Below are 26490 nucleotides of genomic sequence, written 5' to 3'. Positions count from 1 at the left end.
CTTTTCAGGCAATCCCAGATTTTAAAGGGACGAAATGCACTGCCTCGAGCACAGACTCAGTAAAACCGTGCGGTGTTTTATCCACCACCAGGAGTGCCTGCTGCCCCGTACTTCTGACCGTAGGAGCGACCAAACGCCCTCCCACTGCCAATTGATCCAACCACGCTTGAGGCACAGAGTCACCCCCTGCAGCCGAGATGATGCCCGCATAAGGTCCACCTTGCGCGTAACCCAACATCCCGTCCCCAAACAAAAGATGCACATTTGTGAGTTGCAATGGGCGCAAATTGTTCCGCGCCTTTTCATGCAAGCCCTTGAGACGCTCCACGGAATACACCTGCTGGGCCACACACGCCAGCACTGCGGCTTGGTAGCCACAACCGGTTCCCACTTCCAGAATGCGCCCCATTTTTCCCGTGGCGCGTACACACTCCGCCCCCTCGAGCAACTCAATCATCCGCGCCACCACACTGGGTTTGGAGATGGTTTGCTGCAGGCCTATGGGCAGGCTGGTGTCTTCATAGGCCTGGTTGACCAAGGCACTATCGACAAACAAATGGCGCTCGACGCGCCCCAGCGCGCCCAACACGCTCTGCGATTGAATGCCTGTGGCTGCCAGCCGCTGCACCATGCGCATGCGCACTGCGACAGAGTCCAGCCCCACCCCGACCGGTGCGACTACCGAGCGCTGCGCCTGGGGTGCATTGGTACCCACGCGTCCATTCACATGTTTGGGGGCTGCAGAGGCAGCAATCCATCCTGGCACTGGGCGCTTGGAATCGCTCATGCCGCCTCCTTGGCAGGTGGCGATGCATCCAGACGCGACGCCGTCTGCGCCCAATAGACCAGATGGTCGTGATCGGTCAAATCCACTTTCAGCGGTGTCATGGCCACATGGCCATGCGCTGTGGCATGGAAATCCGTGCCTTCCGACTCATCCTTGGCCGCACCGGCGCTGCCAATCCAATACATAGTTTCGCCGCGCGGACTGATTTGCGTGATCACCGGCTCTGCAGAATGGCGACGCCCCAAGCGGCACAGCTTCACGGCTCCCAACTGCTCCAGGGGGAGATTAGGAATATTCACATTCAGCAGCCATGGCGCTTGGCCAATCAGCTGCTGTTGCCGCATTTGCTGCACCATTTGTTTGGCTTTTTGTGCGGCAGCCGCCAGCTCCAGCCAATCGCGCTCGACTTGCGAAAAGGCGATGGCCGGCACCCCAAACAGATACCCTTCCATGGCCGCACCTACGGTGCCAGAGTAGATGGTGTCATCGCCCATGTTCGCGCCATTGTTGATGCCCGAGACCACCAAATCAGGTTTGTAGCCCAGCAGGCCGGTCATGGCGATGTGCACGCAATCAGCGGGCGTGCCATTCACATAGCGAAAGCCGTTGGCCGCACGGTGTACATACAGCGGCGAATGCAAGGTCAGCGCATTCGATTTCGCGCTGTTGTTGTGCTCTGGGGCGACCACCTCCACCTCCACACCTTCAATGGAGGCCAGGGCATCATGCAGCGCGACGATGCCGGGTGCCTGATAACCGTCGTCGTTGGAAATAAGAATCTTCATGGGCTCTCAACAGATTGCGCCGATTGTAGGTGCCATGCACGCCCCGCGCCACCATGAACCCTGGAATGACTGCGGCATGCAAACCCCATCAAGCTCTGCCACACTGAGCGCCTTGCACACCACCTTCGAAGGCTAGCCTGTGGCCGCACGCACCCCTGCTGATATTGCCCGTGACACGCTCAAGCTCCTGGCCACCCGCCAGTTGCCCCCCACCCCCGCCAATTACCAGGCGGTGTATGAAGAAGTCGCAGGCTTGCTCCCGCAAGTCAGCTTTCCCCAAGCACCGCTTCGGCGTATTGCCACCGTGCTGCCCACACAGACCGCCACGCAAAAGCGCATGGCCCACAGCTTTGCAGCCGCAGTGGAGGCCCAGGACTGGACGGCCCTGCAAGGCGCGATTGCCGACTATGCCCAGTTGGACTTGGGAATTGCCCCCCAGACCTCCGTGACAGATGCCCCGGCAGCCAGCCAAACCATCGAAGTACTCCCAGCCTCTTTGGCGCAGCACATCGCCCGACTGATCGAGACCATCATGACGGCGCTGGGCGAAGAAGACCAGCGCATGCACGAACTGTCTGATCAGTTGGTGCATTTTTTGCGAATGGCCCCACCTCCGCTGGTCACGCTGGAGCAAATGCTGCACAACTACAGCTACCGCCTGTCATTCACCGCCGAAGACCAAGCCCAGCGGCGCCTCAGCATCCACGCCTTGCTGCGCATGGTCGGAGAGCACATTGCCTCCATTGCCGAATACGACCAGACACTGCAGCAACAGGCCCAGGCCCTGTCGGGTGCCATGGAACAAACTTGGACGCTGCCACAGCTCGACCGGATACAGACCCACCTCAAGAATTTGCTGTTCCGCCACCTCGAAATAGAAAGCCTGCGTACAGACGCCCACGAACAACTCAAATCCCTGCTGGGCGAGCACACCGCCCAAATGGCCAGCCTGGGCCAGCTCAGTGAAAGCCACGCCACGGCGCTGGCAGACTGCGCCCAGCAAATTCAGCAGTCCCAAGATTTGGGCGATCTGGCTGCGGTGCTCGAGTCCGTGGTGCATTCCGGCAGCGCCTTGGCCACGGAAAACCGCATGGTTCAAGCCCAGCTGGCTGATTTGCGCGCGCAAATCCAGATCCAGGCAGAGCAGATTGAAGCCCTGTCCAATGCACTGCACCAGGTGGAGGACAGCACACGCAACGACCCGGAGACCGGCGCCCTCAACCCCCAAGGCATGAAAGATACCCTGCTGACGGAAGCCGCCCGCAACCAGCGCCACCCACAACCCACCGCACTGGCGGCCCTGCAGATCGACGGACTGGATGCCCTGGAAGCCACACATGGCCCCCAGGCTCCACAGGCCGCACTGGTCCACGTCGCCCGGTTGATCCGTGCCACCTTGCGCCCCCAAGATGCCTTGGGGCGCATCAACGCACAGCAATTTGCCATTCTGTTCCCGGCCACTCTGGCAGCCCCCACGGCGCAAGCCCTGGCGCGCCTGCAAGAAGAATTAAGCAAGCGCCCACTGCTACTGGATGAACACAGCATCGCTCTGAGTTTCAGTGCGGGCGTCATTGCCGTCAGCGGCCTGGACACCCCCGCCGAAGCCCTGCAGCGCGCCGCCCAGGCCTGTGAACAGGCCCAGCGCATGGGCATGGCACGCGTTGCATTAGGCTGACACCGCACACAATCAGCAAGCGCTCACGTCTTCTACAAGACCTCTAACACATTCCAGACAGCACCCAAGCAAATACGCTGCACAGCAGGACATAGCCACGACAGCAAGCACTAACGCACACATTGGTGCATAGTTCGCGCGCTAGGCCTGTCGTGCACGTTTGCATACCAGTGTCACATTCCGAAAAGTCATAAAACAACTTTTACATCTAAAAGGAACAACTGCCGGAGTGCGCACAAACTCACAGCGGATCCAGCTATTTACTCAATAGCAATGGACATGTAGTTTTTGCATATCTGCGCAGACCTATCTTTGACTTTTAACCGCCAGCGCCCTGTTGCACGCTTTGGAGCTTGCAAAAAGCAGGGCGGCGCTTCCTGCTTCTTGTGAAAGAACTCTTGCATGCATTTGAATTTCAGTGCGTATTACTCGCTCATCCTTGCAGTCCTGGTTTTGCTGCTGGGCAAGTTTCTGGTCCACCGCATCCGCCTTCTGCGCGAGTACAACATCCCTGAACCCGTGGCCGGCGGCCTGGTGGTTGCAGCCGTCATCCTGGCGCTGAACCTGTCGCTGGGCTGGACGTTCAGCTTCGCCAACGACCTGCAGACCGCCTTCATGCTGGTGTTCTTCTCGTCCATCGGCCTGAGCGCCAACTTCTCCAAGCTGCGCGAAGGCGGCATCGGTCTGGTGGTCTTCCTGCTGGTGATCTCTGGTTTCATCCTTGTGCAAAACGGCGTGGGCATTGGAATTGCCGCTGCACTGGGGCTTGATCCGCTGGTCGGTATCGTCGCGGGCTCCATCACCCTCGTGGGTGGCCACGGCACTGCCGGTGCCTGGGGTCCCGTGCTGGAGCAGCAATACGGTCTCACCGGCGCCACCACCCTGGGCATTGCCTGCGCCACCTTTGGTCTGGTGATCGGCTCCATCATGGGCGGCCCACTGGCCAAGCGCCTGGTCACCCGCTACAAGCTGGCCAAGCCACGCAGCACTTCGGAGCAAAGCCGCACCGACATACCCCCCATCAGCGAAGGCAGCGATGTACTGGCTTTTGAAGTGTCCAACAAGGCCCCTCGGCTGATCACCGCCGACGCGGCTGTCGAGACCATGGCGCTGTTTGCCGGCTGCCTGGCTTTTGGCGAATTGATGCGCAACCTCACCGCAGACACCGCCTTCCAGATGCCCACCTTTGTCTGGTGCCTGGGCGGCGGCGTGATCATTCGCAACACCCTGGACTACATCTTTGGCTTCCAGGTGTTCGACCGCGCCATTGATGTGTTTGGCAATGCCGCACTGTCCATCTACCTGGCCATGGCCCTGCTGTCGATGCGCCTGTGGGAACTGGCAGACCTGGCCGGTCCTTTGCTGGTCATCATGGTGGCCCAGACCATCGCCATGGCACTGTTCGCCTACTGGATCACGTTCCGCGCCATGGGCAAAGATTACGACGCGGCCCTGCTGGCAGCGGGCCAGGTGGGCTTCGGCATGGGCTCAACACCCACAGCCATTGCCAACATGCAAGCCATCACCAACCAGTACGGCCCTTCGCACAAGGCCTTCCTGATTGTTCCGCTGGTCGGCGCCTTCTTCATCGACATCGTGAACGCCTTCCTGATTCAGTTGTCCATCAACTTGGTGCGCTAACGCCTGCGGGTGCGGGCTGGACCTACACCCAAAACAGCACAGCTACGGCACACTGGGGCCTCACTCACTGAGGAGACTGCCCCATGCCAAAGCAATACCACCCTCTACGCCCAGCCGCCGTGCTGGGCGTTGTCGTTTCTGCAGCCCTGCTGGCCGCCTGCGGAACGCCAACACGTGACAGCGACCGCCCCACGCTGACCTACCAGACCCCCAACCAGCCCGAAGGCAGCTCCGGCTGGACCGACAAACCCGGCTGGGCCACCGAGCAGTTCGCCGTGGCCGCAGCCAACCCTTTGGCCACCGACGCGGGCTACCAAGTTCTGAAAGCCGGCGGCAGCGCCATTGATGCCGCCATTGCCGTGCAAATGGTGCTGGGTCTGGTGGAGCCGCAATCCAGCGGCATCGGTGGCGGTGCCTTCCTGCTGCACGCGGCGGGAGCGCAAGTGCAAGCCTATGACGGCCGTGAAACCGCGCCAGCGGCTGCAACCGAGAACCTGTTTTTGCAAGCGGACGGCAAACCCATGGCCTTTCACGATGCCGTCGTCGGTGGCCGCTCCGTCGGTACACCCGGCGCGGTACGCATGCTGGAGCTGGCCCACCAGGAACACGGCAAGCTGCCCTGGGCCAGCTTGCTGGAGCCCGCCATTCGCCTGGCCGAGCAAGGCTTCAAAATCAGCCCCCGCTTGAACAGCCTGCTCAACACCGAAAAATTTCTGCCCCACGATCCCGTGGCCCACGCCTATTTCTACGGAACAGATGGCAAACCACTGCCCGTTGGCACGGTGCTGAAAAACCCCGAATACGCCAAGGTGCTGCGCGCCATCGCACAGCACGGCAGCAAAGCCTTGCACGAAGGTGAAGTGGCCCAGGCCATCGTGCAAAAAGTGCGCAGCCACCCCACCAACCCGGGCGTGCTCTCAAACCAAGACCTGGCCAGCTACCAGCCCAAGAAGCGCGCGGCCCTGTGCTATGACTGGAACTTGCCTGCCGCCCAGAACATGCCCCAGCGCAGCTACCAGGTCTGCGGCTTTCCACCACCCAGCTCCGGCGCGATTGCGATTGGTCAAATCTTAGGCATTCTGGGCAACACCCCTGCAGCTACGCTGCCCTTGGGCAGCGATGGTTTGCCCAGTGCCGACTGGCTGCACTTCTACACCGAAGCCTCGCGCCTGGCCTTTGCCGACCGCGCCCTGTACGTGGCCGATCCCGACTTTGTGCAAGCCCCCGGCGGCAGCTGGCTCAACCTGCTGGACAGCCGCTATTTGAAAGAGCGCTCAGCCCTGATTGGCCAGCAAAGCATGAAGGTGGCCCAGGCGGGCAACCCGGCACCATTCAAGGTCAGCTACGGCCCCATGCCCGATCAGATCGAGTACGGCACCAGCCACATCAGCATTGTGGATGCCTATGGCAATGCCCTGGCCATGACCACCACCATCGAAGACCAGTTCGGCAGCCGTCAGATGGTCAAGGGCTTTTTGCTCAACAACGAATTGACGGACTTCAGCATGGCCCCCAAGGCCGCCGATGGCCAACCCGTGGCCAACCGGGTGCAGCCCGGCAAGCGTCCGCGCTCATCCATGGCTCCCACGCTGGTGTTTGATAAAGCCACCGGCAAAGTCGTGATGAGTGCAGGCAGCCCCGGCGGCGCGCAAATCATTCACTACACCGCCAAAACCCTGCAAGGTGTGCTGGGCTGGGGACTGACACCGCAACAAGCCATCAATTTGCCCAACTTTGGCAGCTTGAATGGACCCAGCTTGCTGGAAGCCAAGCGCTTCCCAGCAGCCACGGTGGAGGCCTTGAAAACACGCGGCGCAGAGGTCAAAGAGCAAGAACTCACCAGCGGCCTGCAAGCCATCACCCGCGGAGAAGCTCACGGCAAGGTGTTCTGGTTTGGCGGTGCCGATCCACGCCGTGAAGGCGTGGTGATGGGCGATTAACAAGCCCCCGCGTGCGGCGCCGCCCCTGGTGAGTGGCCGCTACCTCCCCCTTCCTGCGGCCGTCGCAGCAGGAAGGAGGCTCTTCATGCTCTTGGTTACGATAACCGCCATGCCTGACCGCACCCCGCCTTTGCGCCCCTACGTCTGCGTTGTTTGTGCCAGTGCTTTGACAGCGCTGCTCAGCGCCTGCAGCCTTCCCCCCGCCACGCACCCTGCGGCAAGCAGCCATGCCATTGCACCGCAGGTCTCGGCCCAGACGCGCCTGGGCCAGGCCCATGCACAGCTGCGCCAGCAAGCACAGGCCGAGGCCGCCCAGTCCGGCATCTATCCACTCGACGACCCGCAAGAGGCCTTTGCCGCGCGGGGCTTGCTGGCGCAGGCGGCCGAACACACGCTGGATGTGCAGTACTACATCTGGCGCAACGACAAAACCGGGCTGCTTTTACTGCATGAGTTGCTGGCTGCGGCAGATCGTGGGGTGCGTGTGCGACTGCTGCTGGACGATGGCGGCACCACGGGTCTGGACATTCCGCTGATGGCGCTGCACAGCCACCCCAACGCAGAGGTGCGCCTGTTCAACCCCTTTCTGCAGCGTGGCCTGCTCAAGCCACTGGGCTATGTGACCGACTTTCGCCGTACCAACCGCCGCATGCACAACAAGTCGTTTTCGGCCGATGGACAAGCGTCCATCGTGGGCGGGCGCAATGTAGGCAATGAGTACTTTGGTGCGACCGATGGTGTGCTGTTTGCCGATCTGGACGTGCTGGTCATCGGTCCCGTGGTGCAAGACATTGAGCAAGACTTTGACCGTTACTGGAACAACGTTGCGGCCTACCCCATCGACCAGATAGCCAGTGCGCCGCCGCCCGAGGCCCTGGAGACGCTGCGCAGCAGCGGCGCAGCCCTTACGCAATCTCCCGCCGCCCAGGACTACCGCCGGGCTTTGGCCTCTACCCCCTTTGTGCAGCACCTGCTGCAGGCGGCACTGCCCATGGAATGGGCGGTCTCCCACTTGGTGAGCGATCCGCCAGAAAAAATTCAAGCCCTGGCCCAACCCGAGGCCCTCATTGGCGAGCAATTGCGCCGCGCCCTGGGCACCCCCATGCAGTCCCTGGACTTGGTGTCCCCTTACTTTGTGCCAACGCAGGCCGGGGTCGATGCCTTTACGCAGTTGCGCGCCAGCGGCCCACGCGTACGCATTCTGACCAATTCTCTGGAAGCCACGGACGTCAGCATCGTGCACTCCGGCTACGCCAAATACCGCAAACCTTTGCTGCGTGCCGGTGTGCAGCTGTATGAAATGCGCGGGCAAACACCTGAGTACGCCGATGATGCCGAGCGCCTGACCCTCAACTTCCGCCAGCTGGGCAGCTCCGGCAGCAGCTTGCACGCCAAAACCTTTGCCGTGGACGGGCTGCGCACCTTTGTCGGCTCTTTCAATTTTGACCCACGCTCCATGCACCTCAATACCGAGATGGGGTTGATGATCGAAAGCCCCGCCCTGGCCCAGCAAGTCAGTCAGCGCTTTGATGCCTACATTCCATCGCTCGCCTTCCGCCTGAGCCTGACCGAAGACGACAAGCTGCGCTGGCACAGCGGTGTGGGCAACCCACAACCTGAGTACGATACCGAGCCCAAAACCAGGTGGTACCAGCGCTTCATGCTATGGTTTTTAGGAAAACTCCCGATTGAATGGATGCTGTAAAAATATCCATAGAGTTTGCCAAACACCCGACGAACGGTAATAACATTGCCGCATGCCCCGTCAGAACACTTGCCCTGCAGACTTTCCACCGTTCATTCTTTCGCAGATCGAGCAACTGGCACAGCACATCGTCGCCACCCGCAAAGCACGCGGCGAGACGCAGGTGCAATGGGCCGAGCAACTGGGCATCTCCCAGCCCACCATGGCCCGCATCGAGCGCGGCGACCCTGCCATTGCCACCGCGACCTATGTGATGTGCCTATGGCTGGTGAATCCACAGCTTGATTTGCTGCGCCTGCTGCCTGCCAGCACCGACATGGCTGTCACTGCACCAGCAACTGCGGCGCTGCCAGAGCGCTCACCCAGCACGCCGGCCACCGCCAGCCACAGCGCGTCGGCCTCAGCGTCCGAAGAATTTGCGGCCTTGCTCAACAGCTGGAACACCGCAGCCCACGCAGCGCTGTAAGCCCACCGCCACTGGAAGCGCCTGCCGGAGGCAGGTTTGCCACGCTAGTCGCCAAAGCGCTCGCGGTAAGCCACTGGCGTGATGCCCAGCCGCTTTTGAAACAGGTGGCGCAGCGCCTGCTCAGAGTCCAGCCCCACCTTGGCCGCCACGGTCTTGAGCGGCAAGTCGCCACGCACCTCGATCAATTGTTTGGCACCTTCCAGCCGCGCGTTCTCCACAAAAGCACTGGGGGTCAGGCCGGTTTCCTGCTGAAAGATGCGGCGAAAGTGGCGCTCACTCAAGGCTGCCTTGCCGGCCAGTACCGCGGGTGGCATGGGTTGATCCAGGTGCTCCAGCACCCATTGCTGCACCAGGCGCACACCGCTGTGCTGTACCGACTGGCTGGCCAGTTGCACGCTGAACTGCGACTGCCCGCCTGGGCGCTTGAGGTACATGACCAGATCACGCGCCACCTCCAGCGCTAGGGCATGGCCAAAGTCCTGCTCCACCACCGCCAGTGCCAAATCCATACCCGCCGTGACACCGGTCGAGGTCCAGTAATGGCCATCGCGCACATAAATGGCATCGGCGTCCACACGCACCGCCGGGTGACGGCGCTGCAACTCCTGCGCCACACTCCAGTGGGTGGCCGCACGCCGGCCATCCAGCAGCCCGGTGGCGGCCAGAAAAAAGCTGCCACTGCACAGCGCCACCATGCGCTGCGCACGCGGCGCCACCCGCTGCAGCCATTGCACCAGCGGTGCGCTGGCCTGCAGTACGGTGGCAATGTGCCGCGCACCCACCAGCACAATGGTGCCGCCCGTGGCCTGCTCCACATCGGCCAGGGTGTGGGTGGCCTCCAGCGCCATCAGCGTGTCCGAGCGCACCAGCCCCTTGCCAGCGGCCACGATGCGCAGGGCATAACCATCAGGCAAGCCTTTTTGGCACAGGTGCACGTTGGCGTAGTCGAACACCGACATCGGGCCCACCGCCTCCAGGGCCTTGAAGCCGGGGTAGACCACCAGATCAATGCGGTGTGCGCCGATGGGGGGATGTGTCATTCTCAAAAACAAGAGCTGTCAGCGCTTGTGTAGCATGTACCAACGGGCATTTTGGCATCTATTTTTTGTGACAAGCTGCAAACACCCACGCTATCGCGCATGGTGATTCGGTACAGTGCCTGCCTCACTGCGCTGACTCACACCTTCGGGCGAACGCCCTTCTGCTTCACATGATTCCTGGCCCACTTTTCTCCCTGCCCATGCTGCTGTTGCTGCTGGCTCCGTTGGTGAGCGCCATGCTCAGTCTGTGCCTGCTGCTGCACGGCGGCTTGTGGTGGGCATTACAGCGCCGCCGCCAGCGGGCCGCACAGGGCGCAGCGCAGGCAGCACGCACATTCTGGACTTGGCCCGTCATCACTTTGACAGTGCTGGCCGTGGCCGGCGACATCTGGGGCTTGGTGCTGATGCGCCAAGTCCAGCTGCAAGATGCGCGCTTTGAACAGCAAAGCCACTACCGTGCCAGCCGCCAGCGTTTTGTGCTGCCGCAGGATTTTCAGTATGGCGAATTCACCTTCCCCCAAGGCACGCTGATCAACCGCTACGAGCCTCGGGACAACGGTGAGCGCCAGCGCCCTCTCGGCTTGCGCCGACTGGATGCCGCGCGCTTTGCCCAGCCAGTACAGATTGCCGGCGCCTGGGTGAACGCCATCGATACCCACGGCGAGCTTGAACTGGCGCGCGACCAGCGCATCGGCCCCGTCTATGTGTTTGACCCCAAGACCGAGGACGGTTACGGCGCGTGGGTAATCGACTCGCGCCAGCCTACGCTGGCCTGCAAGCAAGGCGATATCGCCCACTACCATGCCCCCATGATCGACTACGACATCCAAGCCGAGTTTGTGCAAGGCCCGCCCGATGGCGCTGCTGCGCGCTTTCGCCCCAGCCAATGGGGCTTTACGCATTGCGAAAGCGGCCAGCCGCCGATCGAGGTGCAGCCCGCCTATGACAAGGCCGGACCCGAAGGTGCCCAGTTGCCCGTGTGGGGCCTCTTGATCCCCAACGAAGACGACTGACGCACCCAGCCCGCACCGAGCCCCGGACGGCATAGCCGCTGGGCGATACACCCTCAGATTCGGCCAAAGCCCCACCATCTGCGGCCACGGCCTGTTGCGCGGCCATTGCATCGCCTACATTCACACTATCCGCCCGCTACGCCCGCCTTCAGCGCGGCCGCGGCCTTGCACTCCCCCTCTTGCGAAAGACCTGCCCCATGAAATCCCGCGCCGCCGTAGCCTTCAAAGCCGGAGAACCTCTGCAAATCGTCGAAATCGACGTGGCACCGCCCCAGGCCGGCGAGGTGCTGATCAAGATCACCGACACCGGCGTGTGCCACACCGATGCATTCACCCTCAGCGGTGAAGACCCCGAAGGCCTGTTTCCCGTGGTGCTGGGCCACGAAGGCGCGGGCGTGGTGGTGCAGGTGGGTGAAGGCGTGACCAGCGTCAAGCCCGGTGACCACGTCATCCCGCTGTACACCGCCGAATGTGGCGAATGCCTGTTCTGCAAGAGCGGCAAGACCAATCTGTGCACCGCCGTGCGCGCCACCCAAGGCAAGGGAGTCATGCCCGATGGCACCACGCGCTTCAGCTACAACGGCGAACCCATCTACCACTACATGGGCTGCTCCACCTTCAGCGAGTACACCGTGGTGGCCGAAGTCTCACTGGCCAAGATCAACCCCGACGCCAACCACGAGCAGGTGTGCCTGCTGGGCTGCGGTGTGACCACCGGCCTGGGCGCCGTGAAGAACACCGCCAAGGTACAAGAAGGCGACACCGTGGCCGTGTTCGGCCTGGGCGGCATCGGCCTGGCTGTCATTCAAGGCGCGCAGCAAGCCAAGGCGGGCCGCATCATTGCGATCGACACCAACCCCAGCAAGTTCGACCTGGCCAAGACTTTCGGCGCTACCGACTGCATCAACCCCAAGGACTTTGACAAGCCGATCCAGCAAGTGATCGTGGAGATGACCGGCTGGGGCGTGGACCACAGCTTTGAGTGCATCGGCAATACCCAAGTCATGCGCGCCGCGCTGGAATGTGCGCACCGCGGCTGGGGCCAGAGCGTGATCATCGGCGTGGCCGGTGCGGGCCAAGAGATCAGCACCCGCCCCTTCCAGCTGGTGACGGGCCGCAAATGGATGGGCACCGCCTTTGGTGGCGTGAAGGGCCGCAGCGAGCTGCCCGGCATGGTGGAAGACGCGATGAGCGGCAAGATCCAGCTCAAGCCTTTCGTCACCCACACCATGGGGCTGGACAAGATCAATGAAGCGTTTGACCTGATGCACGAAGGCAAGTCGATTCGCTCGGTGGTCAAATACTAAGCCCCACCGCACACCTCTACCTTGGTGTGCACCTGCAAAAAAAAGCGCTCCACTGGAGCGCTTTTTTCATGGGTGCCGCAATCACCAGCCCCACAGAAGTTTTTTGGAAATCCAACCCACCTGACCTGCGCTGGTGCGGCCTTTGATCCAGCCGTTTTTCTTGTCCAGCGTTTGGAACAAGTCGTACTGCGCCAGGCTGCCCAGTTTTTGGTGCTGCGTGCCCGGTCCTGAGCGCATATTCGCCTTGGGTGCTTTAACGATGTGGTGCGCCTGTTTGCCGGTCAGCGGCTGGTACACCCAGCCCAGCTCACCTTCAAAATCCCGCACCTTGAGCCATTTGCCCTTTTTCTGCATGACTTGCATGGGGTAGCCATCCGTCAGCTCCCAAGCCAGCTCTGCATTGGTCGAAGGGGCTTGCCGGACATTCACCTTGCTGCCGGCAATACTCAAAAACTCTGCCTGCACCTGAGCCACCGAAAAAGCCAGGCCCAAGGCAGCCACCGTTTTCACAAAAACATTCATTCCTCTGCGTTCCCTCTTGGTTATGGCGCAACAGCTTACGGATGCTGTGCGCTCACACGGTGTGAACACCTTGTACCGCAAAGGTTCCCCACGCCATCCACCAATGGCTGCTGCGGCAATGTCCTTGCCGCACACAACTACACGGCAAGCGCGACAATCAACGCCTTTGCCTTTTCCCTCCATCGCCCATGCCCTTTTCTGCCCTTGGCCTTGCTCCGTCGCTGGCCCATGCTGCCGCCTCCCAAGGCCTGATCGCGCCCACGCCTGTGCAAGCCCAGGCCATTCCAGCCATTCTGGACGGCCAAGACCTGCGCGCCTGTGCGCCCACGGGCTCTGGCAAAACAGCGGCCTATGTATTGCCGCTGCTGCAGGCCTGGCTGCTCAGTGATGCCAGCCAGCAGCGCCAGGGGCCACGCACCACCCAGGCCCTGGTCATGGTGCCCACCCGTGAGCTGGCCGCGCAGGTGGCCGAGCTGATCTACCACCTGGGCGAAGCCCTGGGCCAGCGCCCCAAGGTCGCGGTATTGACAGGCGGTGTCTCCATCAACCCCCAGCTGATGGCACTGCGCGGCGGGGTTGATCTGGTGATTGCCACGCCGGGCCGATTGCTGGACGTGGTGGCGCACAGCCAGCTCAAGCTGCACACCATCCAGACCCTGGTGATGGATGAAGCCGACCGCCTGATGGATCTGGGCTTTGCCCAAGAGCTGCAGCAAGTGCTGGACCTGCTGCCCGCCAAGGGCCAGCGCCAAACCCTGCTGCTGTCTGCCACTTTTGGCCCCGAAGTGGCCGAGCTGGTCCCCCAGCTGCTGCGCGATGCGCACCACAGCGTGGCCGTGGAAAACACCCACCAGCAAGACGCCACCATTGCCCAGCGCGCAATCTATGTGGATGCAGCGCAGCGCACCAATGTGCTGCGTGAGCTGGTGCAGCAATACCCCGGCCAGCGCATGCTGGTGTTTGTGGCCAGTCGCTACAGCGCCGAGCATGTGGCCAGCAAGCTCTACGCAAAGAAGATTTACGCCACGGCCTTGCACGGCGAGCTGAGCCAGGGTGCACGCCTGCGCGTCCTGCAGGAGTTCAAGGCCAGCCAGTGGCAGGTGCTGATCACCACCGACCTGGCTTCGCGCGGTATTCACATCGATGCCCTGCCCGTGGTGGTGAACTACGATCTGCCGCGCAGCGCGGACGACTACACCCACCGCATCGGCCGCACGGGCCGTGCAGGGCTGAGTGGCTCTGCCATCAGCTTTGTCTCCCCGGCTACCGAGGCGCACTGGAAGCTGATTGCCAAGCGCAACCAGCTGGACGTCGCCCTGGAAACCTTGCCCGCCTACCCGGTGACTGAAACAGCGCCAGAACGTGCACCGCACGAAGACGGCGACAACGGCGGTGTCAAGGGCAAACGCATGAGCAAAAAAGACAAGCTGCGCGCCGCTGCTGCAGCTGCCACCAAACAGCCCTGAGCGCACACTGCCCGCCCCCTATGGTGGGCGGGGGTAGTGGGGCATGCACTTGCGTGATGGCTGGCGCCAGCGCTGGAGCCCCCTCACAGATCGTCGATCGTAAGGCGCGCTGCGCACATCCACCGGGTGCCATCCACCGATTGCTAATCGACACGCACCTCGTGGTCTTCGCTCTTGGCCTCGGCCATGGCTTCGGGCTCCAGCTCTTCGGCAGAGCGGTTCAGGTGCACAAACATACCCCAGCCAAACAGCAGAAAACCCACCGCTGCAATCAAGGCGGAGGCATACAGCAGGTGTTCAGGCTCTTCCTGTGCCTTGAACGTGGCAATCAAGCCTTCTACGGCCAGCGCCACCACCAGCACCACCAAAAACCGCGAGACAAAGCGGCGCACACGCGTAGGCCCGCTGATGTGGGCATTGCGCACCACCTCTTCTTCCACCACGGTTTGCGCCACCTGCAGCGCCACCACGGCGGCGGCCAAAATGCCCAGGGCCTCCACCATCTGCATGGTGGCACCCTCGCCCAAGCCGCCCATCACTGTCGCCCAGCCTTTGCTGGCCGCCATCCAGAGCAGCGCCAGGGAAACGCCAGCAAACAGCAGTGCCATCACCGCATGCACACAGGTGAACAAGGTATGAACGGCTTTCATGCACACACTCCCAGTGGCCACAACGCGGCCATCTTTTCACAGCACCTGCGCCTGCACAGTAGGACAGTGCTGCCAGGCAAACACCTACGCCACCCAATCTGCACGGCAGCGCCTACACTGGCCCTATTCACCGCTATAAAAAACAAGAGCTGCCTGCGCTTGATATGCCTTGCTTTTCAATGGAAAACATATCAAAAACAAGAAAAGACAAGCGCTAACAGCTACTTTTTCAGGAGTTCAACATGTCCACCCCTTTTGAATTGCTCAATGCCCACGCCTGCTTTGGCGGCGCGCAGCGCTACTACGTGCACGATTCGCGCGAAATTGGCCTGGCCATGAAGTTTTCGATCTACCTGCCGCCCAAGGCCATCATGGGCGAGAAAGTACCCGCGCTGCTCTTTCTGGCCGGTCTGACTTGCACCGAAGAAACCTTCATGGTCAAAGCCGGCGCACAGCGCCTGGCCGCCGAACTGGGCCTGGCCCTGATCACCTGCGACACCAGCCCGCGTGGCGCCAAGGTGGCCGGCGAGGCCGAGAGCTGGGACTTTGGCGTGGGTGCAGGTTTTTACCTGAATGCCCAGCGCATGCCCTGGGAGCGCAACTGGCGCATGGAAAGCTACATCGTTGAAGAGCTGCTGCCCATGCTGGGCCGCTACTTGCCCATCGATATGCAGCGCCTGGGCATTTTTGGCCACAGCATGGGCGGCCATGGCGCGCTGACGCTGGCATTGCGCCACCCCGGCCTGTTCAAAAGCCTCTCTGCCTTTGCCCCCATTGCCAACCCCAGCAACTGCCCCTGGGGTGAAAAAGCCTTCACTGGCTACCTGGGCGACAACCGCGCAGTCTGGGCGCAGCATGACGCCACCCTGCTCATGGAAAAACAGGGCAAAGCCCCGTACCCAGCAGGTATCCTGATCGACCAGGGCATGGCCGACAAGTTCTTGCATGAAAAACAGTTGCTGCCCGAAGCCCTAGAAGCCGCCTGCGCCAAGGTAGGCCAGCCACTCACGCTGCGCCGCCAGGGTGGTTATGACCACGGCTACTACTTCATTCAAAGCTTCATCGACGACCACCTGCGCCACCACGCGCAGCAATTGGCAGCCTGAGGCTGACCGTCTCCCCTCCAAGCCCGCCCTGCGCGGGCTTTTTAATGCGCGTGGCTAACGCTACTGCGGTGCTACTGCAGCAGACCAAGCCACCTAGGGCGCCTGCACCGAACGGTTGCGCCCCTGGGCTTTGGCAGCGTACAAGGCTGCGTCTGCAGCCTGCAAAGCCGTCTCTACCGCCCCACCCGCAGCAGGCTGCACGTGTACCCAACCGATGCTCAGCGTCAACGTAGCCGCCACTTTCGAGCGAGCATGGGGGATTTGCAGCGCCTGGATGTCCGCCTGCAGATGCGCCAGCAGCGCCTGCATGTCCGCCTCGCTATTGCCCGTCCAGACACACACAAACTCTTCGCCGCCATAACGTGCAGCCACATCCAAGGCGCGCTGCGTGTGCCGCTGCAGCACCTGCGCCACTTGCTGCAGCACCACATCCCCTTCGGTATGGCCGTAGAAGTCGTTGTATTGCTTGAAGTAATCCACATCCACCATGGCAATGTGCATGCTGCGCGCTTCGCGCATGGCGTGCCGCCACAGCCACTGCAAGCGCTCAGACAGGGCACGGCGGTTAAGCAAGCCCGTCAAAAAATCATGCCGCGCAGCTTCCTTGAGCTGCAACTGCATCCAGAAACTGCGGCGGGCCCCAAACTCCATGATGGCGCTGCTGATCATGCCCACCACATTGGCCGTCATTAAAAACATCGCCCGCACAATCACTTCATGCGATCCCAGGCCCGCCCATCGCTCTGCCAGCGGGTACACCAGCGCAATCACAAAGCCTGCCAGACAAGCGGTTTTCAGCCGCAAACCGCCGCAGCAGTAGAAATAAAACAGGGTCAGGATGATGCCTTCATACTCGATCGGCGTGCCATGGCGCCGCGCCATGCACACAAACGTCACGATCGACAGCCCCACCGACAGCGCTGCGGCACCGGCAATCCATTGCATAAAAGCAAGCCATGCCCGGCGATAGGTCGCGGCCACCACCACCAGCAGCGGCACGATCACGAACAGACCGCGAATCCACAAGAATGGCGCCACCAGGGCCTGCGGCACCATGAACGCATCCAGCACGGCATACACCAGCATGACTGGCAGCGCAGCCACGGCCGCCCACCGCATGCGAGTATTGAGCTCGTGTGCGTAGTACTGCTGAAATTGCGCCTCTTGCCCATGCACAAACTGCAGATTGCGCCATGACGGTGACGAGTTAGACGGCATGTCCTAGATCAGTTGCCCGGGTGCACCGCTCAGCGGCCACCAGGACGGGTGGGAAGTCATCCAGCCAAAAACAAGCTGCATGCTGGCACAACGCACAATGCCCACCGTCGGGGAAAACCTCATAGTGAGCGCAGCGCGCAACGCTTCCTGATGCCAGCCGACCGGATGCGGCTTCGACCATGGACCCAACCCCGTGCCCCGCGCGCTGCCCAGAAACGGTCAACGCCGGGTCTGGCGCAGCGTGTACAGATACAGCTGCTCTACTTTTTCCCGCGCCCAGGGCGTTTTGCGCAGAAAGCGCAGACTCGAGGACACACTGGGGTCGAGATTGAAACAGCGCACGGGAATGCACTCGCCCAGCTCGCTCCAGCCGTAGTAGTCCACCAAATCAGTAAGCATGCGCTCCAGTGTCAGCCCATGCAGCGGGTTACGCGGTTGTTCTTGTTCAGCCATATCAAAACAAAGTGCTTGTAAAAAAGCCCCTCTGACCGCAAGGCAAGAGGGGCTGTCACACAGAAGGTTGCCAATGCTTATTCGTGCCAGTGCTCTACCACCCACACCGCGGGCTTGATGAAGCGAAAGCGTCGGTTACGGCGCCCGGCCAAGGCATCCGGCGGATTGCACTCCCCGTGGAAGATCACAATGCGCGCGTTCTCAGGCACAAATGGCGGCGTCCAGTAATTCGTGGGCCAGGACGGGATGCAGTGGTACTTGAAGCTTGGGCACCACTCCGCAGGCCAGTACTTGAGCTTGCCCTGCTGGTGAATCGCATCTGACAAATAGGCCTGCTCATTGCGAAACTGCTTGCGAATTTCGTCAAAGTGACCGCGAAAGTACTCCAGCACATCCGCATGCGCACCCAGCTCAAAGCGGTACACCGAAGAGTTACCGGTAATCCGCCATGGGCGTTTGTGGTCATGAATGATCAAGAACTCACCAGGGTAGGTGAAGAAATCATCCAGTGAGCCGGTGATCACCACGTCAACGTCCAAAAACAGCGCAGTACCCTTAAGCCCATGCAGGTCTTTGGCAAAGGTCGTCAGCTTGGTCCAGCCGCGCTCAGGAATGCCAGGCGGCAGATCCAGCGAGGGAATCGGCAGGCATTCCACCTCCGAACGAATCCCTTCAGCGTTGTCGGTCAGGCAGACAAAGCGAAAATCACCACTGAGATGACGGCGCACCATGGCATACAGGCGGTTCACGTATTCCGGCCCGTACTTGGTACCCCACTTCATGCAAAGAATGTGGCGCTCAGGTGTTGTGGATGTGTTGGTGATCATGCGCGCGTGCAGTATGGATGCTTAGTGACCTTTTTTGGTCGACTTGGGGCCACTCTTCTTGGCGCGCTTGATCAGGCCACCTTGTGTCAGGCGTTGATTGCCCAGCACGCGGATTTGCTTGACCTCAGGCTTGCTGCCGGCACGACCGAATTTCAGCAACTTGATGTCACGAGGACCTGCTTTGCGGTCTTCGTCAAAGGCCTTGTCCTTCTCAGGAATGGGGCGCCACAAGACGAGCAGCTTGCCGATATGTTGGATGGGGGCGGCGTTGAGTTCGTCGCACAGTTGCAGATAAATCTGCTCACGGGCGGCGCGATCGTCACCGAACACGCGGACCTTGATCAGGCCATGCGCGTTCAAGGCGGCGTCAACTTCCTTCTGGACGGCAGGTGTCAAACCGTCACCACCAATCATGACCACAGGGTCCAGATGGTGGGCATCAGCGCGGTGTTCCCGGCGCTCAGCGGGAGTTAAATCAATTTGGGGCATGCCCGTATTATCGAGGCAGGAAGAAATTTGCGATGAATACCAAAACGAAAAGCAAGAAGGTCAACAAGAATTGGCTCAATGCCCACTTGAACGACCCTTATGTGCAAGCCGCCCAAAAGGACGGTTACCGCGCCCGCGCGGCCTACAAACTCAAGGAAATTGATGAGACCTTCAAGCTCATCAAACCCGGACATGTAGTGGTTGACCTGGGCTGTGCGCCCGGCGCCTGGAGCCAGTACCTGCGCCGACGCCTCTCGCCCACCGGAAACTCCGTGGGAGAAATCAACGGCACCATCATTTCCTTGGACCTGCTGCCCATGGAGCACATCGAAGGTGTGCACTACATCCAGGGCGACTTCCGGGAAGAGTCCGTACTAACTCAGCTTGAAGAGCTCGTGCAGGGCCGACCTGTTGATGTGGTTGTTTCTGACATGGCGCCCAACCTGTCTGGCAACAGCACTACTGACGGCGCACGGGTAGAACACCTCATTGAGCTGGCCGTGGATTTCGCCACCAACCACCTGCGCCCCGAAGGGGCATTGGTGGCCAAGGTCTTCCACGGGCCTGGATACGACGATTTGGTCAAGCTGTTTCGCAGCCATTTCAAGCTGGTCAAGCCTCTCAAGCCCAAATCTTCGCGTGACAAATCCTCGGAGACTTTTTTGATCGGTATTGGTTTGAAATAAACCGGTTGCAGCCTAGAGGAGGCGGTGAAAGTGCACAAAACCCTTGAACCCCATTGCCTTGGCTGGAATAAAGGTTTAGCCCCCTGGCTTGAAACACCTAAAATGGGCCGCATATGGGAGCCTAGCGTTCCCATGCGCATGTTTTCTCCTTTTTTCCTCTGGAGCCCCGCTTGAACAATCAGTGGTTTTCAAAAATCGCCGTCTGGCTGGTCATTGCCATGGTGCTGTTTACGGTTTTCAAGCAATTTGATACCCGAAGCAGCTCTGGCACAGGCCAAATCGGCTATTCGGAATTCCTGACCGAGGTGCGTAACAACCGCATCAAGAGTGCAACCATTCAGGAAGGCCAAGGCGGCACCGAAATCGTGGCGGTGACCACCGACGATCGCCGTATTCGCACGACTGCGACCTATCTGGATCGTGGCCTGGTGGGTGATTTGATCGCCAATGACGTCAAATTTGATGTCAAACCCCGCGAAGAAGGCTCGCTCCTGATGAGCCTGCTGGTCAGCTGGGGCCCCATGCTGCTGCTGATTGGTGTGTGGATCTACTTCATGCGCCAGATGCAAGGTGGCGGCAAAGGCGGTGCATTCAGCTTTGGCAAGAGCAAAGCACGCATGCTGGATGAGAACAACAACTCCGTGACCTTTGCGGACGTTGCTGGCTGCGATGAAGCCAAGGAAGAAGTCAAGGAAGTGGTGGACTTCCTGAAAGACCCCAACAAGTTCCAGAAGCTCGGCGGTCGCATCCCCCGTGGTCTGCTGCTGGTTGGCCCTCCTGGCACCGGTAAGACCTTGCTGGCCAAATCGATTGCTGGCGAAGCCAAGGTTCCCTTCTTCTCGATCTCTGGCTCTGACTTTGTCGAAATGTTTGTGGGCGTGGGCGCAGCCCGTGTGCGCGACATGTTCGAAAACGCCAAAAAGAATGCGCCTTGCATCATCTTTATCGACGAAATCGATGCCGTGGGACGCCAACGTGGCGCAGGCATGGGCGGCGGTAACGACGAACGTGAGCAAACCCTGAACCAGATGCTGGTTGAGATGGATGGCTTTGAAACCAACCTCGGCGTGATTGTGGTTGCTGCAACCAACCGCCCTGACATCCTGGATGCTGCCTTGCTGCGCCCCGGTCGTTTTGACCGCCAGGTGTACGTCACACTGCCGGATATCCGTGGCCGCGAGCAAATCCTCAACGTGCACATGCGCAAGATTCCCGTCGGTCAAGACGTGAACCCCTCCGTGATTGCACGCGGCACACCTGGCATGTCGGGTGCCGATTTGGCCAACCTGTGCAACGAAGCCGCATTGATGGCTGCGCGCCGCAATGCGCGCACCGTCGAGATGCAGGACTTCGAAAAGGCCAAGGACAAGATCATCATGGGCCCCGAGCGCAAGACCATGGTCATGCCTGAGGAAGAGCGCCGCAACACGGCCTACCACGAAGCAGGCCACGCCTTGATCGGCCGCTTGCTACCCAAGTGCGATCCGGTGCACAAGGTCACGATCATCCCGCGTGGCCGTGCTTTGGGTGTCACCATGAGCCTGCCCGAGAAAGACCGTTACTCCTATGACAAGGAGTACATGCTCAACCAAATCGCCATGCTGTTTGGTGGCCGTATCGCTGAAGAAGTGTTCATGAACCAGATGACCACGGGCGCATCGAACGACTTTGAGCGTGCCACCCAGATCGCTCGTGACATGGTCACGCGCTACGGCATGAGCGATGCGCTGGGCACCATGGTGTATTCCGAACAGGATGGCGAACCTTTCCTGGGCCGCACTTTCAGCAAGGGCACCAACTTGTCTGAGGCCACCATGCAAGCCGTCGATACCGAAGTACGCCGCATCATTGATGAGCAGTACAACCTGGCGCGGAAGCTGATTGAAGACAACCAGGACAAGATGCACGCCATGGCCAAGGCCATGCTCGAATGGGAAACCATCGACATGGAACAGCTGGACGATATCTTTGCGGGCAAAGAGCCTCGCCCCCCTAAAGACTGGGAGCCGCGTGTTCCCAAGTCATCGGACGACAGCAACTCTTCCGGCGGCGGAACTCCTGCTGTGGATGCCGATCCAGCACCTACTGCGGCTTAATCTCAAGCTGCACACACACAATTACGGGGCCTTGGTGCCCCGTTTTTTCATGGCTGCGGCCCTTTGGAGATTGCAATGCCATACTGGCAAACGACCCGTTTTTTATTGAATCTGGAACGCCCATTGATCATGGGAATCGTTAATAACACCCCAGACTCTTTTTCAGACGGGGGCCAACACCAGGGCCATCATGCACTGCGCCATGCGGAGCAACTGGTCAAAGATGGCGCTGATATCTTAGATATTGGCGGTGAGTCCACCCGCCCTGGCTCGCCAGCCGTCCCTTTAGAGGAAGAGCTACGCAGGGTGCTTCCGCTGGTCAAGGAAGCCGTCAAGCTAGGTGTCGCTGTTTCAGTCGACACCTACAAACCCGAAGTCATGCGCGCCGTCCTCGATCTGGGCGCTGACATCATCAATGATGTCTGGGGCCTGCGTCAGCCCGGCGCACAGCACATTGTCGCCAGCCATCCCAGCTGCGGTGCCTGCATCATGCACATGCACCAGACGCCACAAAACATGCACCTTGCCCATATGCAAGGTAACGTAGTCACACAGGTACGTGATTTTCTACGCCGTGAAAGTGATGCTCTCTTGGCGCTTGGCGTTGCCCGCGAGCGCATCGTCTGGGACTATGGCATTGGTTTTGGCAAAAGCGTGGCACAAAATTTTGCTTTGCTTGCACACCAGCAGGCCTTGCTGGAACTAGACTTTCCACTTTTGGCCGGATGGTCACGCAAAGGCTCGCTGGGCCAAGTCAGCGGCCTGCCCGTGGAGCAACGCATGGTCCCCAGCGTGGCAGCAGCCTTGCTGGCCGTGGAGCGGGGCGCACGCATTGTGCGGGTGCACGATGTGGCCGACACCAAAGCAGCACTGTCTATCTGGCAAGCCATGCACGATCAAACAACAAAACATCCAGAACAAGGAAACTGAGAATGGCTCGCACGTATTTCGGCACAGACGGCATTCGCGGTAAAGTGGGTCAGTCCGTCATCAACCCTGACTTTGCATTGCGACTGGCGCACGCCGTAGGGCGTGTCCTCAAAAAACACCAAGATCGCCCCACGGTGCTGATTGGCAAAGACACGCGCATCTCCGGGTACATGCTTGAAGCCGCGATGGAAGCGGGGTTTAACGCAGCAGGCGTCGATGTGCTTTTGCTCGGCCCCCTGCCTACGCCAGGGGTGGCTTACCTGACACGCACACAGCGTGCCAGCTTGGGGGTTGTGATCAGCGCCAGCCACAACCCGTTCTACGACAACGGCATCAAATTTTTCAGTGCGCAGGGCACCAAATTGGACGATGCCTGGGAAGAAGCCGTCGAGGCCGCCCTCGAAGAGTCTCCCCAGTGGGTGGACTCCGCAGCCCTCGGAAAAACCCGCCGACTCGATGATGCGGCTGGACGCTACATTGAGTTTTGCAAGAGCACCTTCGATGGGCACCTGTCGCTGCACGGCCTGCGCATCGTGATCGATGCGGCCCATGGTGCGGCCTATCACATTGCCCCCAAGGTACTTCATGAGCTGGGGGCCGAGGTCATTGAAATCGGCTGCGAACCCGATGGTCTGAACATCAACGACGGCGTGGGCGCTACCCATCCAGAAGCCCTGGCTCTGGCAGTGCGTGCCAACCATGCGCACTACGGCATCGCGCTGGACGGCGATGCCGACCGCCTGCTGATGGTCGATCACGCCGGGCGCATCTACAACGGTGACGAGCTGATGTACCTGATGGTGCAAGAGCGCTTGCAGCGTGGTGACAAGGTCGCTGGCGCGGTCGGCACGCTGATGACCAATATGGCCGTTGAAGTGGCACTGCAGCAGCAAGGGGTGGAATTTGTCCGCGCCAAGGTCGGTGACCGCTATGTGCTGGAAGCCCTGAACGACAAGGGCTGGCAAATTGGGGGAGAAGGCTCGGGCCACTTGCTCGCGCTGGACAAACACACCACCGGCGACGGCCTTGTCAGCGCTTTGCAGGTGCTGCAAAGCTGCGTGCGCAGCGGCCATTCGCTGGCCCAGCAGTTGGCCAGCCTCACCCTGTTTCCCCAAACGCTGATCAATGTGCGCCTGGCACCCGAACAAGATTGGAAAAGCAACGCCCGCCTGGCCGAAACACAGCGCCAGGTTGAAGCCGAGCTGGGCAACACCGGACGCGTACTGATCCGCGCCAGCGGGACAGAACCGCTGCTGCGCGTCATGGTCGAAGCACGGGATGCGGCCCTAGCCAATCGCTGTGCACAGCGATTGGCAGATGCCGTCAAGGCAGGTTAAGCCTGACATTCCAGTTCCGCACCAGTGACGTGCGGAATGCTTGCTTTTATTCGGCAGGCTGAGACAATTCAAACGCACCAAAATTGTGCAAACATTTCAAGGCCCGGACAACCCACGTTGCCCGGGCCTTTCTCTGTGCATGCTGCAACGCTTGAACGCTTGGTGTGTGCACCACATTGGCCAGAAAGACCACCATGGACCATAACCAACCCGCCATTACCTTGTCTTCTTTGGACATGGACCGCATTGAAGCTTTGCTGGAGAAGCTCCCGGCCAACTTCCCGGGCCGGGGTGTGCTCGAGGCTGAACTCCTCCGCGCAGATGTGCTGGAGCCACAAGACATGCCGGCGAACGTCGTCACCATGAATTCCACGGTGCAATTCACTTTGCTGGAGAATGATCAGGGTCAAACACTGACACTGGTTTATCCCAAAGAAGCCGATGGCAGCCCCGACAAAGTTTCCGTTTTTGCCCCTGTGGGTACCGCCTTGCTGGGCCTGCGCATTGGTGATGTCTTCACGCTCCCTAGCCCCACGGGCAAGGCACTGCGCGTCAAAGTGGACGCCATCACCTATCAACCTGAGAGCGCGGGACAGCTGCACCGCTAAACCGCAATGCAGATACAGCGCACAACGGTGTGAAATAGTCCATACAGCCAAACATCGGTAAATCCCGCAATTGCAGGAACCACAGCATTCCTAGGCACAATGTGGCTATGACACAAAACACCCCACTCCCTCCATTGAATCGGCAGTTCGTCTCGCACTTCGGCGAGATGGGCAGCCGTTGGGGCATCAACCGCACCGTAGGTCAAATCTACGCACTGCTGTATTTGTCGCCGCGCGCGCTGAATGCGGAAGAGATTGCGGAGACGCTGGAGTTCTCGCGCTCGAACGTGAGCATGGGCTTGAAGGAGTTGCAGTCTTGGCGACTGGTGAATCTGCGTCACCACGCAGGCGACCGCCGCGAATACTTTGAAGCACCGCAAGATGTGTGGGAGATTTTCCGCCGCCTCGCTGAAGAGCGCCGCCGCCGTGAAATTGAACCCACGCAGTCCATGCTGCGCTCGGCCTTGCTGGAAGACGCCGCTACGGACGATGAGCGCTATGCCCAGCAACGCATGCAAGAGATGTATGAGCTGATTGAAAAGCTCATGACATGGTTTGACGATGTGCAACGCCTCAAGCCTGAAACCGCCATGCAGCTGATGGGCATGGGCGCAGCCGTCACCAAAGTGCTGGATTTCAAAGACCGCCTGCTGGGTGGCAATGACAAGGGCAAAACAGCCCCCAAGGATGGCGGCGAAGGTTAACCCCTTTCACCCCACCACCTGGATGATGCCAAGCCTGCTCTATGCAGGCTTTTTATTGCGTGATCTGCGTACGCAAAGCCTGCAAATAGGCTACGACCGCCTGTCGATGCTGCGGCCCTATGCGCAGCAAAATTTTCTGCCCGGCCGACAAGGCCTGCAATTGCGCATCCGCATACTCATAGCGCAGCCAAGGCTGCTGCGGTGCAATCTGCCCCTGAACCTGCACCAGCCGCAGTGCCAGTGGTTCTGAGGGCTTCGGGGTGCTCAGCAAATGATCGATCACCTCCACCACACGATCATTGAAGTACTTGCCGGGGTAGCCCAGATCTTCATACGCTTGCTGCAGCACCGGGTAGGCTTGGCGGTACCAGGCGGCTGCTTGGGCGGGCGCAATGCCTGTCACAAACCCCACGACAGCGTCATAGCGTGCGCTGTTGCCTGCCGCAATCTGCAGTCCTGAGCCGGTGTCCTCCGTCTCGATCTTTCCACCCACGGGATAGAGCGGCCACAAGCGCGACGCTGCATGGCTGCGCGGCAGGTTATCCACCGTCGCCACCACATGGTGTGCCAGGCTAGGCATCACCAGAAATTTCTGCGCCTGGCCTCCGAGCCATTGCACCGCCATGCGATCCAGCGAGGGGGCATCGCCTGCAGGCAGCGCATCTGCCGCAGCGCTGCTCAAAGGGTGCAGGGGCTGGTGGTCTGCAACGGGTGTAGGGGCGGTGTCTGTATGCGGTGGCATGGGCTGCAGCGCAGGCTCAGGGTCTGCAGCTTGCGCAGCGGCCGGTGGTTGCTGGGCCTCTTGCACCCGGCTCTGTGCCGCCCAATGCTCACGGAGATACCACCCGGCGTAGGCGGCCGCCGCAACGGCCAGCACAATCAACAGCCATTTGGTGGTACCCGAATCACGGGTGCGTTGCTGGGTCGGGGGACGCAAATCTGGTTCGGACATAACACTCCTTTCAGCACGGCGTGCAGCGCAAGCCACGCACCGCTTGGGCCATCCTAACGGGCATGCGTCCATAAAAAAACCCGCAAC

26 protein-coding genes are annotated in these 26490 nt (G+C 60.5%); 16 read left to right on the top strand and 10 right to left on the bottom strand.

From position 1 onward, the window contains the following. Positions 1–4: 4 nt before the first annotated feature. Both AC27VO_RS04355 and surE read right to left on the bottom strand, forming a co-directional pair. The gene (locus AC27VO_RS04355; protein ID WP_488665456.1) at positions 5–787 is read right to left on the bottom strand and encodes a protein-L-isoaspartate(D-aspartate) O-methyltransferase; all 783 of its coding nucleotides are present in this window, start codon (positions 785–787) and stop codon (positions 5–7) included. Beyond that, positions 784–1572: a 5'/3'-nucleotidase SurE gene (gene surE / locus AC27VO_RS04350; RefSeq protein WP_488665455.1), complete on the bottom strand. Its 789-nt coding sequence runs from the start codon at positions 1570–1572 to the stop codon at positions 784–786. Before surE ends, AC27VO_RS04355 begins: the two co-directional genes overlap by 4 nt. Between surE and AC27VO_RS04345 the strand changes: the two genes are divergently transcribed. The 6 genes from AC27VO_RS04345 (at position 1571) to AC27VO_RS04320 (ending at position 8999) form a co-directional block, all read left to right on the top strand. Further along, positions 1571–1708: a hypothetical protein gene (locus AC27VO_RS04345; RefSeq protein WP_488665454.1), complete on the top strand. Its 138-nt coding sequence runs from the start codon at positions 1571–1573 to the stop codon at positions 1706–1708. The genes surE and AC27VO_RS04345 overlap by 2 nt on opposite strands. A gap of 3 nt (positions 1709–1711) precedes the next feature. After that, positions 1712–3247: a GGDEF domain-containing protein gene (locus AC27VO_RS04340; RefSeq protein ID WP_488665453.1), complete on the top strand. Its 1536-nt coding sequence runs from the start codon at positions 1712–1714 to the stop codon at positions 3245–3247. A gap of 402 nt (positions 3248–3649) precedes the next feature. Then, on the top strand, positions 3650–4888 hold the full coding sequence (gltS, locus tag AC27VO_RS04335) for a sodium/glutamate symporter (protein ID WP_488665452.1): 1239 nt from the start codon (positions 3650–3652) through the stop codon (positions 4886–4888). An 83-nt stretch (positions 4889–4971) separates the two neighbouring features. Continuing rightward, positions 4972–6828 carry a gamma-glutamyltransferase family protein gene (locus AC27VO_RS04330; protein WP_488665451.1) on the top strand — a complete coding sequence of 619 codons (1857 nt, stop codon included), beginning with the start codon at positions 4972–4974 and terminating at the stop codon, positions 6826–6828. An 85-nt stretch (positions 6829–6913) separates the two neighbouring features. Beyond that, positions 6914–8533 (top strand): phospholipase D family protein, encoded by a 1620-nt coding sequence (locus AC27VO_RS04325; protein WP_488665450.1) that lies wholly within the window; start codon positions 6914–6916, stop codon positions 8531–8533. Positions 8534–8585: 52 nt separating this feature from the next. After that, entirely contained in the window at positions 8586–8999 is a 414-nt protein-coding gene (locus tag AC27VO_RS04320) for a helix-turn-helix domain-containing protein (protein WP_488665449.1), read from the top strand. Between the two features lie 44 nt (positions 9000–9043). Here the strand turns inward: AC27VO_RS04320 and AC27VO_RS04315 are convergent, their stop codons facing one another. Further along, positions 9044–10039 (bottom strand): GlxA family transcriptional regulator, encoded by a 996-nt coding sequence (locus tag AC27VO_RS04315; protein WP_488665448.1) that lies wholly within the window; start codon positions 10037–10039, stop codon positions 9044–9046. A gap of 200 nt (positions 10040–10239) precedes the next feature. Between AC27VO_RS04315 and AC27VO_RS04310 the strand changes: the two genes are divergently transcribed. Then, positions 10240–11052, top strand: a complete 813-nt coding sequence (locus tag AC27VO_RS04310; RefSeq protein WP_488665447.1) for a hypothetical protein — start codon at positions 10240–10242, stop codon at positions 11050–11052. Between the two features lie 197 nt (positions 11053–11249). Then, the gene (locus tag AC27VO_RS04305) at positions 11250–12359 is read left to right on the top strand and encodes an S-(hydroxymethyl)glutathione dehydrogenase/class III alcohol dehydrogenase (RefSeq protein WP_488665446.1); all 1110 of its coding nucleotides are present in this window, start codon (positions 11250–11252) and stop codon (positions 12357–12359) included. An 81-nt stretch (positions 12360–12440) separates the two neighbouring features. Here the strand turns inward: AC27VO_RS04305 and AC27VO_RS04300 are convergent, their stop codons facing one another. Next, positions 12441–12881 carry an SH3 domain-containing protein gene (locus tag AC27VO_RS04300; protein WP_488665445.1) on the bottom strand — a complete coding sequence of 147 codons (441 nt, stop codon included), beginning with the start codon at positions 12879–12881 and terminating at the stop codon, positions 12441–12443. A 188-nt stretch (positions 12882–13069) separates the two neighbouring features. Here AC27VO_RS04300 and AC27VO_RS04295 point away from each other — a divergent pair, with 188 nt between their 5' ends. Beyond that, a complete protein-coding gene (locus AC27VO_RS04295; RefSeq protein ID WP_488665444.1) occupies positions 13070–14347 on the top strand; it encodes a DEAD/DEAH box helicase in 1278 nt (425 codons plus the stop codon). A 143-nt stretch (positions 14348–14490) separates the two neighbouring features. Here AC27VO_RS04295 and AC27VO_RS04290 read toward each other — a convergent pair whose 3' ends face one another. Then, positions 14491–14997 (bottom strand): hypothetical protein, encoded by a 507-nt coding sequence (locus tag AC27VO_RS04290; RefSeq protein ID WP_488665443.1) that lies wholly within the window; start codon positions 14995–14997, stop codon positions 14491–14493. A 242-nt stretch (positions 14998–15239) separates the two neighbouring features. Here AC27VO_RS04290 and fghA point away from each other — a divergent pair, with 242 nt between their 5' ends. Beyond that, a complete protein-coding gene (gene fghA / locus AC27VO_RS04285) occupies positions 15240–16103 on the top strand; it encodes an S-formylglutathione hydrolase (RefSeq protein ID WP_488665442.1) in 864 nt (287 codons plus the stop codon). Between the two features lie 93 nt (positions 16104–16196). On the opposite strand, the gene AC27VO_RS04280 is transcribed toward fghA, so the two are convergent. From AC27VO_RS04280 to AC27VO_RS04265, 4 genes are all read right to left on the bottom strand, one after another. Continuing rightward, positions 16197–17321: a GGDEF domain-containing protein gene (locus tag AC27VO_RS04280; protein WP_488665441.1), complete on the bottom strand. Its 1125-nt coding sequence runs from the start codon at positions 17319–17321 to the stop codon at positions 16197–16199. A gap of 219 nt (positions 17322–17540) precedes the next feature. Further along, on the bottom strand, positions 17541–17774 hold the full coding sequence (locus AC27VO_RS04275) for a VF530 family protein (protein WP_488665440.1): 234 nt from the start codon (positions 17772–17774) through the stop codon (positions 17541–17543). Positions 17775–17851: 77 nt separating this feature from the next. Then, entirely contained in the window at positions 17852–18601 is a 750-nt protein-coding gene (locus tag AC27VO_RS04270) for a glycosyltransferase (protein ID WP_488665439.1), read from the bottom strand. Positions 18602–18622: 21 nt separating this feature from the next. Next, a complete protein-coding gene (locus AC27VO_RS04265) occupies positions 18623–19090 on the bottom strand; it encodes a YhbY family RNA-binding protein (protein ID WP_488665438.1) in 468 nt (155 codons plus the stop codon). A gap of 32 nt (positions 19091–19122) precedes the next feature. On the opposite strand from AC27VO_RS04265, the gene AC27VO_RS04260 reads away from it, so the two are divergent. From AC27VO_RS04260 to AC27VO_RS04235, 6 genes are all read left to right on the top strand, one after another. Continuing rightward, on the top strand, positions 19123–19776 hold the full coding sequence (locus AC27VO_RS04260; RefSeq protein WP_488665437.1) for an RlmE family RNA methyltransferase: 654 nt from the start codon (positions 19123–19125) through the stop codon (positions 19774–19776). A gap of 170 nt (positions 19777–19946) precedes the next feature. Beyond that, entirely contained in the window at positions 19947–21872 is a 1926-nt protein-coding gene (gene ftsH, locus AC27VO_RS04255) for an ATP-dependent zinc metalloprotease FtsH (protein WP_488665436.1), read from the top strand. Positions 21873–21947: 75 nt separating this feature from the next. Beyond that, positions 21948–22802, top strand: a complete 855-nt coding sequence (gene folP, locus AC27VO_RS04250; RefSeq protein WP_488665435.1) for a dihydropteroate synthase — start codon at positions 21948–21950, stop codon at positions 22800–22802. Between the two features lie 2 nt (positions 22803–22804). Beyond that, the gene (gene glmM, locus AC27VO_RS04245) at positions 22805–24139 is read left to right on the top strand and encodes a phosphoglucosamine mutase (protein ID WP_488665434.1); all 1335 of its coding nucleotides are present in this window, start codon (positions 22805–22807) and stop codon (positions 24137–24139) included. 194 nt (positions 24140–24333) lie between these two features. After that, positions 24334–24747: a nucleoside diphosphate kinase regulator gene (gene rnk, locus AC27VO_RS04240; RefSeq protein ID WP_488665433.1), complete on the top strand. Its 414-nt coding sequence runs from the start codon at positions 24334–24336 to the stop codon at positions 24745–24747. 107 nt (positions 24748–24854) lie between these two features. Beyond that, positions 24855–25451: a GbsR/MarR family transcriptional regulator gene (locus AC27VO_RS04235; RefSeq protein ID WP_488665432.1), complete on the top strand. Its 597-nt coding sequence runs from the start codon at positions 24855–24857 to the stop codon at positions 25449–25451. 52 nt (positions 25452–25503) lie between these two features. Here AC27VO_RS04235 and AC27VO_RS04230 read toward each other — a convergent pair whose 3' ends face one another. Next, complete coding sequence (locus AC27VO_RS04230; RefSeq protein WP_488665431.1) at positions 25504–26403, bottom strand: DUF3014 domain-containing protein; 900 nt, start codon at positions 26401–26403, stop codon at positions 25504–25506. Between the last annotated feature and the right edge of the window lie 87 nt (positions 26404–26490).

Source organism: Comamonas sp. 14P8.1.4, assembly GCF_057799285.1.
This window is presented reverse-complemented; position numbering and strand designations above follow the sequence as displayed.